At 58.7% G+C, this 14,763-nt stretch carries 15 protein-coding genes; 11 read left to right on the top strand and 4 right to left on the bottom strand.

Translation table 11 applies throughout. The annotated features are described in order from the left end of the window. Window positions 1–83: 83 nt before the first annotated feature. The 4 genes from ACR0ES_RS19030 (at window position 84) to ACR0ES_RS19015 (ending at window position 3,692) form a co-directional block, all read left to right on the top strand. Window positions 84–1,103 carry a substrate-binding domain-containing protein gene (locus ACR0ES_RS19030; protein ID WP_480489243.1) on the top strand — a complete coding sequence of 340 codons (1,020 nt, stop codon included), beginning with the start codon at window positions 84–86 and terminating at the stop codon, window positions 1,101–1,103. A gap of 107 nt (window positions 1,104–1,210) precedes the next feature. Continuing rightward, complete coding sequence (locus tag ACR0ES_RS19025) at window positions 1,211–2,284, top strand: ABC transporter permease (protein ID WP_209508213.1); 1,074 nt, start codon at window positions 1,211–1,213, stop codon at window positions 2,282–2,284. Next, window positions 2,284–3,060, top strand: coding sequence for an ATP-binding cassette domain-containing protein (locus tag ACR0ES_RS19020; protein ID WP_480484881.1), 777 nt, complete (start codon window positions 2,284–2,286; stop codon window positions 3,058–3,060). Before ACR0ES_RS19025 ends, ACR0ES_RS19020 begins: the two co-directional genes overlap by 1 nt. Beyond that, on the top strand, window positions 3,057–3,692 hold the full coding sequence (locus ACR0ES_RS19015; RefSeq protein WP_480540000.1) for a nucleoside/nucleotide kinase family protein: 636 nt from the start codon (window positions 3,057–3,059) through the stop codon (window positions 3,690–3,692). The genes ACR0ES_RS19020 and ACR0ES_RS19015 overlap by 4 nt, the downstream gene beginning before the upstream one ends. 40 nt (window positions 3,693–3,732) lie before the next feature. Here ACR0ES_RS19015 and ACR0ES_RS19010 read toward each other — a convergent pair whose 3' ends face one another. Next, the gene (locus ACR0ES_RS19010) at window positions 3,733–4,443 is read right to left on the bottom strand and encodes an aspartate/glutamate racemase family protein (protein ID WP_480484883.1); all 711 of its coding nucleotides are present in this window, start codon (window positions 4,441–4,443) and stop codon (window positions 3,733–3,735) included. After that, complete coding sequence (locus ACR0ES_RS19005; RefSeq protein ID WP_267365469.1) at window positions 4,440–5,144, bottom strand: GntR family transcriptional regulator; 705 nt, start codon at window positions 5,142–5,144, stop codon at window positions 4,440–4,442. The genes ACR0ES_RS19010 and ACR0ES_RS19005 overlap by 4 nt, the downstream gene beginning before the upstream one ends. Window positions 5,145–5,255: 111 nt before the next feature. Between ACR0ES_RS19005 and ACR0ES_RS19000 the strand changes: the two genes are divergently transcribed. Continuing rightward, complete coding sequence (locus ACR0ES_RS19000) at window positions 5,256–6,950, top strand: thiamine pyrophosphate-binding protein (protein WP_480871504.1); 1,695 nt, start codon at window positions 5,256–5,258, stop codon at window positions 6,948–6,950. On the opposite strand, the gene ACR0ES_RS18995 is transcribed toward ACR0ES_RS19000, so the two are convergent. Next, window positions 6,911–7,831, bottom strand: a complete 921-nt coding sequence (locus ACR0ES_RS18995; protein WP_480871503.1) for a LysR family transcriptional regulator — start codon at window positions 7,829–7,831, stop codon at window positions 6,911–6,913. The genes ACR0ES_RS19000 and ACR0ES_RS18995 overlap by 40 nt on opposite strands. Before the next feature lie 97 nt (window positions 7,832–7,928). Between ACR0ES_RS18995 and ACR0ES_RS18990 the strand changes: the two genes are divergently transcribed. From ACR0ES_RS18990 to ACR0ES_RS18965, 6 genes are all read left to right on the top strand, one after another. Further along, window positions 7,929–9,062, top strand: coding sequence for an enolase C-terminal domain-like protein (locus ACR0ES_RS18990; protein ID WP_480508826.1), 1,134 nt, complete (start codon window positions 7,929–7,931; stop codon window positions 9,060–9,062). Then, window positions 9,059–10,309: an NAD(P)/FAD-dependent oxidoreductase gene (locus tag ACR0ES_RS18985; RefSeq protein ID WP_480871502.1), complete on the top strand. Its 1,251-nt coding sequence runs from the start codon at window positions 9,059–9,061 to the stop codon at window positions 10,307–10,309. The genes ACR0ES_RS18990 and ACR0ES_RS18985 overlap by 4 nt, the downstream gene beginning before the upstream one ends. 54 nt (window positions 10,310–10,363) lie before the next feature. Beyond that, window positions 10,364–11,341, top strand: a complete 978-nt coding sequence (locus tag ACR0ES_RS18980) for a TRAP transporter substrate-binding protein (RefSeq protein ID WP_480484889.1) — start codon at window positions 10,364–10,366, stop codon at window positions 11,339–11,341. Between the two features lie 70 nt (window positions 11,342–11,411). Continuing rightward, window positions 11,412–11,945 (top strand): TRAP transporter small permease, encoded by a 534-nt coding sequence (locus ACR0ES_RS18975; protein ID WP_480489257.1) that lies wholly within the window; start codon window positions 11,412–11,414, stop codon window positions 11,943–11,945. 4 nt (window positions 11,946–11,949) lie between these two features. Beyond that, a complete protein-coding gene (locus tag ACR0ES_RS18970) occupies window positions 11,950–13,263 on the top strand; it encodes a TRAP transporter large permease (protein WP_480489259.1) in 1,314 nt (437 codons plus the stop codon). Window positions 13,264–13,270: 7 nt separating this feature from the next. After that, window positions 13,271–14,203 carry a hypothetical protein gene (locus tag ACR0ES_RS18965; RefSeq protein WP_480871501.1) on the top strand — a complete coding sequence of 311 codons (933 nt, stop codon included), beginning with the start codon at window positions 13,271–13,273 and terminating at the stop codon, window positions 14,201–14,203. A gap of 32 nt (window positions 14,204–14,235) precedes the next feature. Here ACR0ES_RS18965 and ACR0ES_RS18960 read toward each other — a convergent pair whose 3' ends face one another. Beyond that, entirely contained in the window at window positions 14,236–14,598 is a 363-nt protein-coding gene (locus tag ACR0ES_RS18960; protein WP_480555968.1) for a cupin domain-containing protein, read from the bottom strand. Between the last annotated feature and the right edge of the window lie 165 nt (window positions 14,599–14,763).

The raw sequence follows: 14,763 nt of genomic DNA, 5'->3' as shown, positions 1-14,763 counted from the left end.
TGGTTTTCACGTTCGATCGGGCCGGTTTTCGCCCGATCAAACGTATGCCCGGACGGGCATTGGGAAAACTGGGAGGACTACCGATGAAACTTGCGAAACTTGCAGGCGCCACGGCGCTGGCGGTTACGGCCATGGCAAGCAGTGCAATGGCCGAAGGTGAAACCGTTTGCCTGATCACCAAGACGGATACCAACCCTTTCTTTGTTAAAATGAGAGAGGGTGCGACCGCCAAAGCCGAAGAGCTTGGCATGACGCTGAAGGCCTTTGCCGGCAAAGTCGACGGAGACCACGAAACTCAGGTTCAGGCCATTGAAACCTGCATTCTGGATGGCGCAAAGGGTATCCTGCTGACCGCGTCGGATACGTCGTCCATCGTTCCGGCGGTGCAGCAGGCCCGCGATGCCGGGCTGCTGGTGATTGCGCTGGACACCCCGCTTGAGCCTATCGACTCGGCCGACGCGACCTTTGCCACCGACAATTTCCTTGCGGGGCTTCTGATCGGACAATGGGCAAAAGCCACTCTGGGAGATGCGGCAAACGACGCCAAAATCGCCACGTTGGACCTTGCGGTCAGCCAGCCCACTGTGGACGTGCTTCGCAATCAGGGGTTCCTGCAGGGGTTCGGTGTTGATCTGGCCGATCCGAACGTGATCGGCGATGAAGACGACCCGCGTCTTGTTGGCAGCGATGTCACCGCTGGCAACGAAGAAGGCGGCCGCCGCGCGATGGAAAACCTGCTGGCCAAAGACCCGATGATCAACGTGGTGCATACCATCAACGAACCGGCGGCAGCGGGTGCTTACGAGGCGCTCAAGGCTATCGGGCGCGAAAATGACGTGCTGATCGTTTCCGTCGATGGCGGCTGCCCCGGCGTGCAGAACGTGGCGGACGGGGTCATCGGCGCAACATCCCAGCAATACCCGCTGCTGATGGCATCGCTGGGCGTTGAGGCTGTCAAGAAATGGGCGGACGAAGGGACGAAACCCGAGAACACACCCGGTAAGGACTTTTTTGACACTGGCGTGGCGCTTGTGACGGATAAGGCCGCCGACGGCGTCGAGTCCATCTCGGTTCAGGAAGGCATGGACCTCTGCTGGGGTTAAGCTGAACGTGTGGAAGGCCGCTGCGCGGCCTTCCACTTATCAAAACCACCCACACGCCCGAAACCTTGCTAAAGTCGTCATAAACCTGACGCTTTGGGGGAAGTTCCATGTCCGATTCTTCACGACAAGCCGACGATTTCGAAACCGCCGCAAAGGGCAGCCCAGAGCAAGTTGCCGAATTTGACGATCACCAACGCGGATTTGTCGGAACGGTTCAGCATTTTCTGCATGTGAACCCGTCGCTGGTCCCGCTGATCGTCCTTGTCGCTGCAATCGTCATCTTTGGTGTCTTGCTGGGCCCCAAGTTCTTTTCGCCCTTTGCGCTGACATTGATCCTGCAACAGGTTCAGATCGTCGGGATCGTGGCCGCGGCGCAGAGCCTTGTGATCCTGACCGCAGGCATCGACCTGAGTGTTGGGGCCATCATGGTGATGTCGTCGGTTGTGATGGGGCAATTCACTTTCCGCTATGGAATGCCGCCTTCGGTTGCGATTGTGTGCGGCCTTGCTGTTGGCTCGGCAATCGGGGCCTTGAACGGGTTTCTGGTCAGTCGCATCAAGCTGCCGCCATTCATCGTCACCCTTGGCATGTGGCAGATCGTTCTTGCGGCGAATTTCCTTTATTCACAAAACGAAACGATCCGGTCGCAGGAGATCGAGGAACACGCCGCCATCCTGCAACTGTTTGGTGCCAAGTTTAACGTGGGCGGGGCGGTGTTTACCGTTGGTGTTGTCTTCATGCTGGCGCTGATCCTCGTCCTTGCATACGCGTTGCGGCACACGGCCTGGGGCAGGCATGTCTATGCCGTCGGAGATGACCCCGAAGCGGCAGAACTGTCTGGTGTCAACGTGCACCGTACGCTGATATCCGTCTACATGCTGTCCGGGCTGATCTGCGCCTTTGCGGGCTGGGCCCTGATTGGCCGGATCGGGTCGGTTTCGCCAACCTCGGGCCAGCTGGCCAATATCGAAAGCATTACCGCGGTCGTGATCGGGGGGATATCTCTGTTTGGCGGACGCGGGTCTATTCTGGGGTCCCTGTTTGGTGCCCTGATCGTGGGTGTCTTTACGCTTGGGCTGCGGTTGCTGGGCGCGGATGCACAATGGACGTTCCTGCTGATCGGCATCCTTATCATCGCAGCGGTCGCGGTCGACCAGTGGATCAGAAAGGTAGCAGCCTGATGGAACCCATTCTCAAAGGACGGAACCTTGTGAAACGCTACGGCAAGGTGACTGCGCTGGATCACTGCGATTTTGACCTGATGCCGGGTGAGATTCTGGCGGTGATCGGCGACAATGGCGCGGGTAAGTCGACGCTGATCAAGGCAGTGTCCGGCGCAGTGACGCCAGACGAAGGCGATGTTTGGCTGGAAGGTCAAAAGGTGAATTTCCATTCCCCGATCGACGCGCGTGAAGCCGGTATTGAAACCGTCTACCAGACGCTTGCCATGTCCCCTGCCCTGTCGATTGCGGACAATATGTTCATGGGGCGGGAAATTCGGCGAAAGGGGCCATTGGGATCATGGCTTCGAATGCTAGACCGTCCGGCAATGGAAAAGTTCGCCCGCGAAAAGCTGAGCGAACTGGGTCTGATGACCATCCAGAATATCAATCAGGCCGTCGAAACCCTGTCGGGTGGACAGCGCCAGGGCGTTGCCGTGGCACGCGCGGCGGCATTCGGATCCAAGGTCATCATTCTGGACGAACCGACAGCAGCACTGGGCGTAAAGGAAAGCCGCAGAGTCCTTGAACTGATCCAGGATGTGAAATCACGCGGCATTCCGATCATCCTGATCAGCCACAACATGCCTCATGTTTTCGAAGTCGCAGACCGGATTCACGTGCACAGGCTGGGAAAACGCCTGTGTGTGATTGACCCCAAGGACTATTCGATGTCCGACGCCGTAGCATTCATGACCGGGGCCAAGGACGCACCGCCCGAGGATCAGGCTGCATGACCGGTGGCAGCACCGCCCCTGACGTTCTGGCCGACAGCATCGTCGACGCCGTTGAGGCGCTGCCGCCGGCCCGACACCGGCAACTTGTCGCGATTGCCGGCCCGCCCGGATCCGGGAAAAGCACCGTTGCCAGCCTTGCCACAGCCAAGCTGAACCGGCGCGGTGTGTCAGCAGGGCTTGTGCCAATGGACGGTTTTCACTTTGACAACGCGATCCTGAAAGAACGTGGGCTTTTCCCGCGCAAGGGCGCGCCGGAAACCTTCGATCTTGCCGGGTTTCGTGCCTTGCTTGTGCGTTTGCGCACCGAAGATGAAGTTGCAATTCCGGGCTTCGACCGAAAGCTTGATCTGGCAATCGCTGCCCGATCAATGATCTCGCCTGATCAGCGGGTCATTCTGGTTGAAGGCAATTACCTTTTGCTGGATGAACCGGGCTGGTCGGGCCTTCACTCCCTATGGGCGCTCAAGGTGTTTCTGGGCGTCGATCTTGCAACACTGGAAACCCGGCTCACCGACCGTTGGGTTGGGTTTGGGCTGGACAAACAGGCCGCAAGAGAGCGGGCGCTTTCAAACGACATTCCGAATGCCGAGCGGGTGATCCGGAACTCGGTACAAGGCGACCTGAACCTGTGACATCTTAGGGCAGGTCAGTCAGAGCGCCCGTGTCACCTGTCTAGTAGGTGGGCGGAACAAGACCGGCCTGAAACCACTTCACGAAAGACACGATAGAAAACACGGGCAGCCCTGTGGCGCGCTGAATATCGGGCGCGTAGGGGCACATATTCGTGCATTCCAGCACGATCGCGCCAAGATCGGTGTGTTCCGATGTCAGGGCCATTGCGGCTTCGACATTGTCTTTGCGGGCCTTTTCCACATCAAGACCAAGCTCATTTCCAAGGATTGCGCGGGTGAACTCCGCCCCGCCTTCGGTTGTGCCGATAGGCGTGTCCAATGGAACATTGGCGGCCAGCAAGTGATCTTGGGTCAGAGTGGAGGCTGATATGGTCAGAACCCCGGCGCGTTTTCCCGCCGGCAGGATGCGGTTGACCATTTCAACCTGCATCAGGGACGATGTGGCCACCGGAACCGGGACCGCCTGGGCCAGCTCTTTTTGGAACAGCGACAGAAACCCGCAATTGGTGGTAATCCCGTCCACACCATCTTTGACAAGCTCCTGCGCCGCGTCGATGAACACGTCGAGCATGCCTTCGGCTTTGTGCCGTACCACCCGATCCGGCGAGGCATCACGCACAATGCGGTAGTGAACCGGAAAGGGCCAGGTCTGCGCGTTGCCCATATCGCCGGGAATGCGGGGAAAGCGGGCATCCAGCATCAGAATGCCGACAGACGCACCGTAGATGGATTTTCCGCCCTGCGCGATCATCCCTCAACCTCCTCGATGATACGGGTCGAAATATCGTCCGACCCTTCCATGTAGATGTTCGAAATCCCGTGACGCACGGCATCCTGCACCTGATCCATACGCTTGGAGATATGTGCAGCCAGAACCCGTGCCGCCTCATCCGCGTTCCGGTCCATCAAAGCCTGCATGACGCGTTTGTGTTCGTCCTTTGAGCGTTGCACGCGGTCGAGGCTCATGGAAATCCAACGGATATAGCGGATACGGTCGTTGATCCGCGTCAGGGTTTGCAACAGTTCCATATTCCCCGACAGCTTCGCGATACCCAAATGAAACGCCTCATCCCGGTTGACGGCTTCTTCGACAGTCAGACCGGTGATGTCGATGCCCGTTGCGTAAAGCTCGTCCCGCAACAGCTGCAGGTCTTCGTCCGATGCCTTGGCACAGGCCGCACGCGCCGCCGCTGTTTCGATGATCTGGCGCAGTTCGAACAGGTCGAACACGCTTTGCGCGTCCAGCGGGCGGCAGAAAAAGCCTTGTCCGGGGCGGAAGTCGAAAAGCCGTTCGGCAACCAGACGGTTCAACGCCTCGCGCAGCGGGGTGCGGCTGACGCCCAGATCCCTGGACAACGCCACTTCGTTCAGGCGGTCGCCGGGGCGCAGGCGAAACGAAACCGCCATCGCCTTGACCTGATCATAGATATCATCGACGCGCGGACCCGCCATTACCCCAGCCCTTCTTCGTTTGAATCACAGGTGCCACACGCTGAGCTTGAAATCAATATACAAAACTGTATACAGGTCTGCGTACAGATTTGACACAAGGGACTCGCAACCATGACAGGGACAAATTTTCTGACCGGAGCCGAAGCCATGGTGCGCATGCTCGAAGCGCATGGTGTGACGCATATGTTTGGCCTGTGCGGCGATACCACTTTGCCCTTTTATGATGCCCTTGCCCGGATGGATCACAGCATTCAGCACATTCTGACACGGGATGAACGGCACGCGGCCTATATGGCGGATGGCTATGCCCGCGTCACCGGCAAGCCCGGCGTGTGCGAGGGCCCGTCCGGTGGTGGTGCGACCTATATCTTGCCCGGAGTGGTCGAGGCCAACGAAAGCTCGGTTCCGATATTGGCAATCACGTCGGATGTGGCGACGACCAGCCGCGGTAAATACCCGTTGACCGAACTGGATCAGCCTGCGCTGTTCCGGCCTCTGGCCAAATGGAACACATCCCTCGACGACGCAGCGCGGCTTCCGGCCATGGTTCGGGCCGCCTTCAGGGCGATGACGACCGGCACGCCCGGTGCGACGCATCTGGCGCTGCCGTTTGACACGCAGAAGGGGCAGGTAGACGAGGCTGAAATCTGGGCGGATGACAGGCACCGCAGCTATCCCGCTGAACGGGCCGCACCTGACCCGGACGCCATTGAAGCAGCGGCTGCCATTCTTGCAGGGGCCAAATCCGCGGTTGCGGTCTGTGGTGGCGGGCCGGTTTTGTCCCGGGCGACCGATGCGCTGCGCCGGGTTGCAGGCCTGCTGGACATGCCCGTGGCCACAACCGTATCGGGTCAGGGGTCCATTGCCGAGACCGACCCGCTTGCCCTGGGCGTTGTCGGGTCGAACGGGGGCATCCCGGCAACCCGCGCCGTCGTGGATCAGGCCGATGTCGTTTTGTTCATTGGCTGCCGCGCCGGTTCGGTCACAACGGAACGGTGGAGAAGCCCCGGACGCAACACCACGATCATCCATATCGACAGCGATCCGATGGTGATCGGCGCCAATTACCAGACCGAAGTGGCTATCTGCGCCGATGCCCGTCTGGCGCTGGAGGCTTTGGCGCTGGCACTGGAAAACCGGCAGGACCTGACCAGCCAAGGCGGAGCAGCCAAAGCCCGCGCCGCTTGGGAGGCCAAGAGGACCGCGTTCGCCCCGCTGGCCGCAAGTCGCGAGACGCCGATCCGGCCCGAGGCTGTCATGGCGTCCTTGATGGACATTCTGGATGACGACGCGATTGTGGTCGCTGACCCCGGCACCCCCTGCCCCTATTTCAGCGCATATTACCGCTGGCGGAAACCGGGGCGCCAATTTATCACAAACCGGGCACATGGGGCGCTAGGGTATTCGCTGGGCGCGGCCATGGGGGCACATGTCGGGCGGCCATCGGTCAAAACCCTGTCGGTCATGGGCGATGGCTCGTTCGGGTTCACCTGCGGCGAATTTGAAACGATGGTCCGGCACAACATGCCAATCACTTCAATCGTTTTCTCGAACTCGGTCTTCGGATGGATCAAGGCTGGTCAAAATGCGGGATTTGGTCAGCGCTATTACAATGTTGATTTCAACCGGACGGACCACGCCGCTGTTGCGGCCGCCTTTGGCGTCAAATCCTGGACCGTCAAAGACCCAGAGGATCTGACGCGTGTGCTGAAACAGGCGATCGAGCATGACGGCCCAACACTTGTCGACATTCATTCACAACCGCTTCACGAAGCCGCCGCGCCGGTCTCGGAATGGGTCGCGTAAGCGGCAATTGACGGGGTCAACTGGGCCAGAAATTCCTGCGCAATCGTGGACAAAGGGCGTCCCTTTGCCGTGATGATCGCAAGATCCAGCATGACTGGCGGCGCAAATGGGCGGGTCAGGTACCCGCTCTCGCCATCGAAGGTGACGGTAAAGGGGTCGATCATCGCGACCCCCATACCCTGTTTGACAAAACTCAGAAGGTTTTCGGACAAATGGGTGTGTATCTGGGTGCGCCATGTGTGACCGGATGCCTGAAAGATGTCGCGGGTCCGGCGATGGGTCTGGTGTTCCGGTCCCATCACGATGAAGGGTTCGTTTTCCAATATCTCTGGCGTCAGAACGTCGTGCTCGGCCAAGGAACTGCCCTCAGGAAAAGTCGCGAGCGTTTCAAACTGAAACTCCTGATAGTTCAGTGTGTCATGCAGAATGGGCATCTCGACGATACCGATTTCAAACAGGCCCGAGATGACCCATTCCTGAATCTTGGATGAATATTGCGACTGAAAGCTGACAGACAGGTTCGGGCGAGTTTTGGCAAACCGCGCGATCTCGCGGGGCATAAAACCAAAGGACAACAGGTGCGGCGCGGCAACCTGCAACTGTCCGGGATGTTTGTTCTGCAGATCGGTTACGGCCTGCGCCACGTGGTCCAGCCCGCGCACGACCGTGTCAACCTCGCGAAATAGCATCTCGGCCTCAGGTGTTGGCAGCAATCGGCCTTTTGTCCGTTCAAACAGAGGCAGACGCGCCTCGCGTTCAAGTTGTGCCAGAAGGTTGCTGATGCCGGGTTGCGATATCCCAAGAACCGAGGCCGCGCCGGTCACGGTTCCGGTTTCCATTATGGCATGAAATGCCTGAAGCTGACGAAAGCGCAGGGACAACGATAATCACATCACTTTTTCTGATGAACTTACGAGAATATAATATTTGAAATGATAGCCCGGTCAAGGCAGGCTTTCCCCATCGACAGGGGGCGAAATGAGCAATCTGGCACAGAAAATCATCGGTTATGACCTGTGGCATCTTGAACTGCCGGTCACATCCCGCCGGGATCACGGCATCGGGTCGGTTGAAGGCGTTTGCGAAGTCGTCATCCTGCGCCTGACATCCGAGGATGGCACCCAAGGGTATGGCGAGGCATCGCCCTGGTCGGTATTCACCGGAACACCCGAAGCGAGTTTTGCCGCGCTGGACCGTTATCTGCGCCCTCACGTTCTTGGGGCATGCGTTGGGGATCGGGCCGCAATCATGGCACGTGCGGCTTACGCCGTGGCACATTGCACCGAAGCCAAGGCGGCGCTGGAAACCGCGCTGTTGGATTTGGCAGGCCGGATCAGCGGTGTTCCGGTCTGGTCCTTGTTGGGTGGTCGCTTCCGCGACAGCATTCCGCTGAGTTGTTCCATCGCAAACCCCGACTTTGCCCAGGACATCGAACTATTGGCACGCCTGCGTGAGGATGGTGTTCGGATTGTCAAACTCAAGACCGGGTTCAAGGATCACGCCTTCGACATCATGCGGCTGGAGTACCTTGCCCAGAACTACCCGGAGCTCTCGGTCCGCGTGGACTATAATCAAGGGCTCAGCATTGATGATGCGCCATCGCAGGTGCGGGACGTCGCTCAGTTCAAACCGGACTTCATTGAACAACCTGTCCGCGCCCATCAGTTTGGCATGATGGCAAAGCTGCGGCAGATGACGGATGTTCCCCTTCTGGCCGACGAAAGCGTCTTTGGTCCCGAAGACATGGAGCGCGCGGCCAGCGAAGGGATCTGCGACGGGGTTTCGGTGAAGATCATGAAGTCAGGCGGCCTGACCCGCGGGCAGACGGTTGCGCGCATCGCTGCGGCCCATGGCCTGTCGGCCTATGGTGGCGATATGTTCGAGGCTGGACTGGCCCATTTGGCAGGCACGCACATGATTGCCGCGACACCGGAAATCTCTCTGGGCTGCGAATTCTATCAGGCGTCCTATTTCCTGAAAGAGGATATTCTGGAGGAAACTTTCCAGGTCAGGGACGGTCAGGTTTGTGTGCCTCAGGGCCCCGGACTTGGCGGCAGACCCGACCTGACCAAACTGGATCATTATGCGGTTGCCAAGGTGGTGACAGAATGACGGACAAGAAAACCATAGCCATCATAGGGGCCGGAATTGTCGGCGTGTCGACTGCGGTCTGGTTGCAGCGGGATGGTCACGACGTGATCCTGATCGACAAGGCAGGCCCTGCCGAAGGTACCTCGCACGGGAATGGCGGGGTTTTGGCCTCGTGTTCGATCGTTCCGGTAACAGTCCCCGGATTATTGGGAAAAGCACCGAAGATGCTGCTGAGCCCCTCGCAACCGTTGTTTCTGAAATGGGGGTATTTGCCAAAGCTTCTTCCGTGGCTCTGGAAATACCTCAGACATGCAAACGCCGCCGACGTCGAGAGGATCGCCGCAGCACTGACATCCATCGTTGGCGACAGCCTGAATGATCACAAGGCGCTGGCGGCCGGAACAGGGGCGGAAAAATGGCTGGTTCCGTCAGATTACCTGTTTCTTTACAGGGATCGCGCGCATTTTGAGGAAGATGCCTTTGGTTGGGAGATCCGGCGCCGGCACGGGTTTCAGTGGGACGAATTGGAAGGTCGCGCCTTCCATGAATATGACCCGGTTTACAGTCAGGGCATCGGATTTGCCGCCCGGCTTTCGGATCATGGCCACATCACCGACCCCGGCCGGTACGTGAAAGACCTTGCCGCGCATGTTGAGGCGAACGGAGGTCGTTTCATACGTGCAAATGTCGAAGATGTGGTTCGGGAAAACGGACATGTCACCGGTGTTCGGGCCGGTGGCGAGACAATTGCTTGTGACGCAGCCGTCGTGACGGCCGGGATCTGGTCGGGCCCATTGGCAAAGCGCTTGGGAGTTTCTGTTCCTCTTGAAAGCGAACGTGGTTATCATCTTGAATTGGTAGAGCCTTCCGCGATGCCGCGCAGCCCGGTTATGGTTGTCTCGGGCAAGTTCGTTGCGACACCGATGGATGGGCGCATACGCTTGGCGGGCATTGTTGAGTTCGGAGGGCTGGATGCGCCGCCCTCGCGCGCACCGTTCGAGTTGATGCGCAAAAATGCCCGGGCGGCGTTCCCAGGCGTAACATGGAAGGAGGAAGTGGAATGGATGGGGCACAGGCCCGCCCCGGCTGACTCGATCCCGGTCATTGGCGATGTGCCCGGCATCAAAGGGGCCTACATGGGCTTTGGGCATCACCATATCGGCCTGACAGGCGGGCCAAAAACCGGGCGCCTTCTGGCGCAGATGATTGCGGGCAGAACGCCAAATGTCGACATGAGCGTCTACGCGCCGTCGCGATACGCACAATAACAAACAAACCGGTGAAAAACGCCGGTGTTTCCAAATTCAACTGGGAGAAGAATGATGAAGAAACTGACAAACCTTCTGGCGGCGACTGCGCTGACTGCCACCGCCGCTGCACCCGCCATGGCCGAGAAATGGGACATGCCGATGGCCTATTCGGCGTCAAACTTCCACTCGGCCACGGGCGCGGAATTTGCCAAATGCGTCACCACCGGCACTGGTGGTGAGATTGAAATCGTCACGCACCCGTCCGGATCGCTGTTCAAGGGCGCCGACATCAAACGCGCGATCCAGACCGGACAAGCCCCGATCGGTGAGCGGCTGCTGTCCGGGCATCAGAACGAAAACGCATTGTTCGGGTTTGATTCCATCCCGTTTCTTGCAACTTCATTCGACGACAGCGCCAAGCTTTGGGAAGCAGCCAAACCTTCGATCGAAAGCCTGCTGGCCGAACAAAACCTGACACTGCTTTATGCAGTGCCGTGGCCGCCGCAGGGTCTTTATTTCAAAAACGAGGTGAACTCGGTCGCCGAGATGAAGGGTATCAAGTTCCGCTCGTACAACAACGCCACTTCGCGGCTGGCCGAGTTGACCGGGATGCTGCCGGTCACCATCGAAGCGGCTGAAATCAGCCAGGCTTTTGCAACCGGGGTCGCGGATTCAATGATATCGTCGGGATCAACCGGATATGACCGCAAGGTTTGGGAAAGCCTGAACTATTTCTACGAGGTCGACGCCTGGCTGCCGCGCAACTACGTGATGGTCAATTCCGACGTCTGGTCTGGTGTGTCCGATGCCAACAAGAACGTCATCAAAGGCTGTGCGGAACTGGCGGAATATGCCGGGAACTGGCGCGCCAAGGAATACACCGGCTTTACATTGCAAGGCCTGCGGGATGGCGGCATGACCGTTGGCCCGGCATCGGATCAGATGGTGCAGGAATTGAAAGAGATTGGCGTGACCATGACCAATGAGTGGCTGGAGGCCGCTGGGGACGAAGGCAAGGCCATCGTCGACGCCTTCAATTCGTCGCAGTAATCCTTTCGGAACGGGCGGTGGCATATCCTGCCGCCCGTTTCACATCCAATCAGAACACAGCGGGGACGGCATGGCGGTTTTGCGAGGGCTTCGGTCCGTATTGGATTTCATTTATCTGGCGGCAGGGGTTCTGGCGGCACTCAGCCTGATTGCCATATTGCTGCTGATCGTAGTGCAGATGCTGGCCCGCTGGACCGGCGAAGTGTTTCCCGGCGCACCGGATTATGCCGGTTATGCGATGGCTGCCGCCTCTTTTCTGGCTTTTGCCAACGCGCTGAACCGGGGCAGTCACATCCGTGTATCGATCCTGCTGAACGCAGTGCCGGACGGGGTGCGGCGCATTCTTGAAGTCTGGTGCTTTGCCATTGGCACGGCTGTCATGTGGTATTTCTGCTGGTATGCCTATCGCTTTGTCTACTGGAGCTGGAAATTCAACGATGTCAGCCAGGGGCAGGATAGAACCGCCCTTTGGATCCCTCAATCGGCGATGCTGATCGGTGCCGTGATCCTTGCCATCGCCCTGACGGATCATCTGATCCATGTCCTGTTCCGCGGTGAACATCGCATCATCCGCGATCTGGCCGATCAGAGTCACGGAGAGTAAGCGCATGGAAAACCTGGCCGTTATCATCCTCTTCCTCTTTGTGCTTTTTACCCTGTTGGGCACCGGTGTGTGGGTCGGACTGGCCCTGATGGGGGTTGCCTGGGTCGGGATGGAGCTGTTCACGACACGCCCCGTGGGTGACGTCATGATCACGACCATCTGGTCGGCATCGTCCTCGTGGACCCTGACCGCCCTGCCGATGTTCATCTGGATGGGCGAGATCCTGTACCGAACGCGATTGTCCGAGGACATGTTCAAGGGACTGTCGCCCTGGATGGCCCCCCTGCCCGGTGGTCTGGTGCATACGAATATCGTTGGATGTACTGTCTTTGCCGCTGTCTCGGGGTCATCGGCGGCAACCCTGACGACCGTCGGAAAGATGTCGATCCCCGAGTTGCGCAAACGCAATTACCCCGAACGGATGATCATCGGCACGTTGACCGGTGCCGCGACGTTGGGGCTGATGATCCCGCCCTCGCTGACCCTGATTGTGTACGGGGTGACGATCAATGAATCGATCACCAAGCTGTTCTTTGCCGGTATCCTCCCCGGTCTTGTTCTTGCGGCGATGTTCATGGGCTATGTCGCGCTGTATTCCAAGCTGGGAAAGGACTGGAACCCGAATGACGAAAGCAAGCTGAGCTTTTCCGAGAAAGTCAAAAACTCACGCTTTCTGCTGCCTGTGATCCTGCTGATCACAGTTGTCATCGGCTCGATGTATCTGGGCTATGCCACCGCGACCGAAGCCGCGGCTTTCGGCGTGATCGGGGGGCTTTTGCTGGCCGCCGGTCAAGGGTCGCTGACTTGGAAGACCTTTACCGAAAGCCTGATGGGGGCCACGCGCACCAGCGCGATGATCGCCCTGATCCTTGCGGGGGCGGCCTTTTTGTCGCTGTCGATGGGGTTCACCGGCCTGCCGCGCGGACTGGCCGACCTGATCGCAGGATGGGACCTGACTCGGTTCGAGCTGCTGATGGTGTTGCTGGTTTTCTACATCATTCTGGGATGCTTTCTGGACGGGATATCCTCGGTCGTGCTCACCATGGCCGTGGTTGAACCGATGATCCGTGACGCCGGGATCGACCTGATCTGGTTCGGCATCTTCATCGTGGTTGTTGTCGAGATGGCGCAAATCACACCGCCAATCGGGTTCAACCTGTTCGTGATGCAGGGCATGACAAACCACGAGATGAGCTATATCGCACGCGCCGCGATCCCGATGTTCCTGATCATGGTTTTGATGGTTTTCATCCTCATCTGGTTCCCGGATCTGGCGACATGGCTGCCGGAAAATCTGCGCCAAAGCCCGGGCGGGTAGAACGGCCTTGAACCCGCTTCATCTGGTCGCGCGCCATGGCCCTCATGTTCTGATCGCCGGGCTGGCGGCTGGGCTTCTGCTGCCGTCCCTGGCCGAGCCGATGCGAAACCTGCTGCCGCCACTGGTCGTGTTATTGCTGTTTGTTACCGTCCTCAGGATGAACCCGGAAACCATTCTCGGGTCGCTGAATGATCTGCAGAAGGTTGCATTCACAGTCATCGGGTTTCAATTCGTGATGCCGCTGATCGTGCTGGCCATCGGGTTCGCGGGGGGATGGACTGGAACGCCTGTCCTTTTGTCCCTGCTGATCATGGCGGCGGCCCCGTCCATTTCAGGCAGTCCCAATATGTGCCTGATGATGGGCCATCCGCCTGAACACGCGATGCGGCTGATGGTTGTGGGTACGGCGCTGTTGCCGCTGACCGCATTGCCCGTATTTCTGCTCATGCCCGAACTGGGGGATATTAAATCTGTATTGCTGGCCGGGTTGCAATTGCTGCTGACCATCGTACTTGCAACCGGGGCTGCCATTATCACCCGGCGCACAGTTCTGCGCACACCCTCACCCGCGACGCTAATGAATTTGGAAGGCTTGGCGGCACTTACCTTGGCTGTGTTTGTCATCGGGCTGATGCCTTCGGTCAGTGCCACGGCCCTGAACAATCCCGCCATTGCAGCCTTCTGGATCGCGCTCGCCTGTCTGGTCAATTTCGGGGCACAAGCCGTTGCATTTCACCTGAGCCGAAACCGGCTGCCCGCAGACAAATCGACCGCGATATCGATCATCGCGGGAAACCGGAACATCGCCATATTCTTTGTCGCCCTGCCACCCGATGTCACCGCCCCGATCATGGCCTTCATCGGCGCGTATCAGATCCCGATGTACCTGACGCCCATGATCATGCGACGCCTTTATGGCAAGAACAACCACCCCGCGTAATGGCATTTGCGCTTCTGAGCACCTTGTAGGTCTTACGTGCAATCCCGGATCACAAAGTGCTTCGTCGTTTCCTCGATGACTTCCCAATAGCCGCGAAACCCATTCGGGATCAGAAAACTTGCCCCGTCACGAAAATCTTGCCGGGTGCCGTCTTCATGGATCAAAGCGCAATGGCCTTTGACAATATAGCAATATTCGTCCTTGTCCGTGAACGCATGCCATTTTCCGGGTGTCGAGGTCCATGTGCCCGCCGACAACTTGCCATCCGGACTGGTAAAATGCATCCCGATCTGGTGATACGGGTCGCCGTCGACAACGCGGTCCGGAAGATCGGCCAGACGCCGTTCGCTGCGTGTTGCGGGCGCACCGAAGAGATTGAGAACCTGAGGTGTCATGACTTCATACCCTCCTGCTGAGCGTGTATTTCAAAACAGCACGACCCTCCCTCTGCGCGTTGATGGCCCCTTTGGTGATGCGGGGGTCGTTGCCTTCGCTGAGGGCGATTATGGGACGGGTGGCCGGAGCGTTTTGCCGCAACAGCTCGACGGGTGTCAGGGTCA

This window comes from Ruegeria sp. N7 (assembly GCF_056531345.1).
This window is presented reverse-complemented; position numbering and strand designations above follow the sequence as displayed.

Bases quoted from the DNA above. Each gene is read 5' to 3' on its own strand.
- ACR0ES_RS19010 (WP_480484883.1), bottom strand. From the start codon at position 4,443: ATGATCGCGCAGGGCGGAAAATCCATCTACGGTGCGTCTGTCGGCATT.
- ACR0ES_RS18970 (WP_480489259.1), top strand. From the start codon at position 11,950: ATGGAAAACCTGGCCGTTATCATCCTCTTCCTCTTTGTGCTTTTTACC.
- ACR0ES_RS19000 (WP_480871504.1), top strand. From the start codon at position 5,256: ATGACAGGGACAAATTTTCTGACCGGAGCCGAAGCCATGGTGCGCATG.
- ACR0ES_RS19005 (WP_267365469.1), bottom strand. From the start codon at position 5,144: ATGGCGGGTCCGCGCGTCGATGATATCTATGATCAGGTCAAGGCGATG.
- ACR0ES_RS19015 (WP_480540000.1), top strand. From the start codon at position 3,057: ATGACCGGTGGCAGCACCGCCCCTGACGTTCTGGCCGACAGCATCGTC.
- ACR0ES_RS18985 (WP_480871502.1), top strand. From the start codon at position 9,059: ATGACGGACAAGAAAACCATAGCCATCATAGGGGCCGGAATTGTCGGC.
- ACR0ES_RS18990 (WP_480508826.1), top strand. From the start codon at position 7,929: ATGAGCAATCTGGCACAGAAAATCATCGGTTATGACCTGTGGCATCTT.
- ACR0ES_RS19025 (WP_209508213.1), top strand. From the start codon at position 1,211: ATGTCCGATTCTTCACGACAAGCCGACGATTTCGAAACCGCCGCAAAG.
- ACR0ES_RS18960 (WP_480555968.1), bottom strand. From the start codon at position 14,598: ATGACACCTCAGGTTCTCAATCTCTTCGGTGCGCCCGCAACACGCAGC.
- ACR0ES_RS18975 (WP_480489257.1), top strand. From the start codon at position 11,412: ATGGCGGTTTTGCGAGGGCTTCGGTCCGTATTGGATTTCATTTATCTG.
- ACR0ES_RS18980 (WP_480484889.1), top strand. From the start codon at position 10,364: ATGAAGAAACTGACAAACCTTCTGGCGGCGACTGCGCTGACTGCCACC.
- ACR0ES_RS19030 (WP_480489243.1), top strand. From the start codon at position 84: ATGAAACTTGCGAAACTTGCAGGCGCCACGGCGCTGGCGGTTACGGCC.
- ACR0ES_RS19020 (WP_480484881.1), top strand. From the start codon at position 2,284: ATGGAACCCATTCTCAAAGGACGGAACCTTGTGAAACGCTACGGCAAG.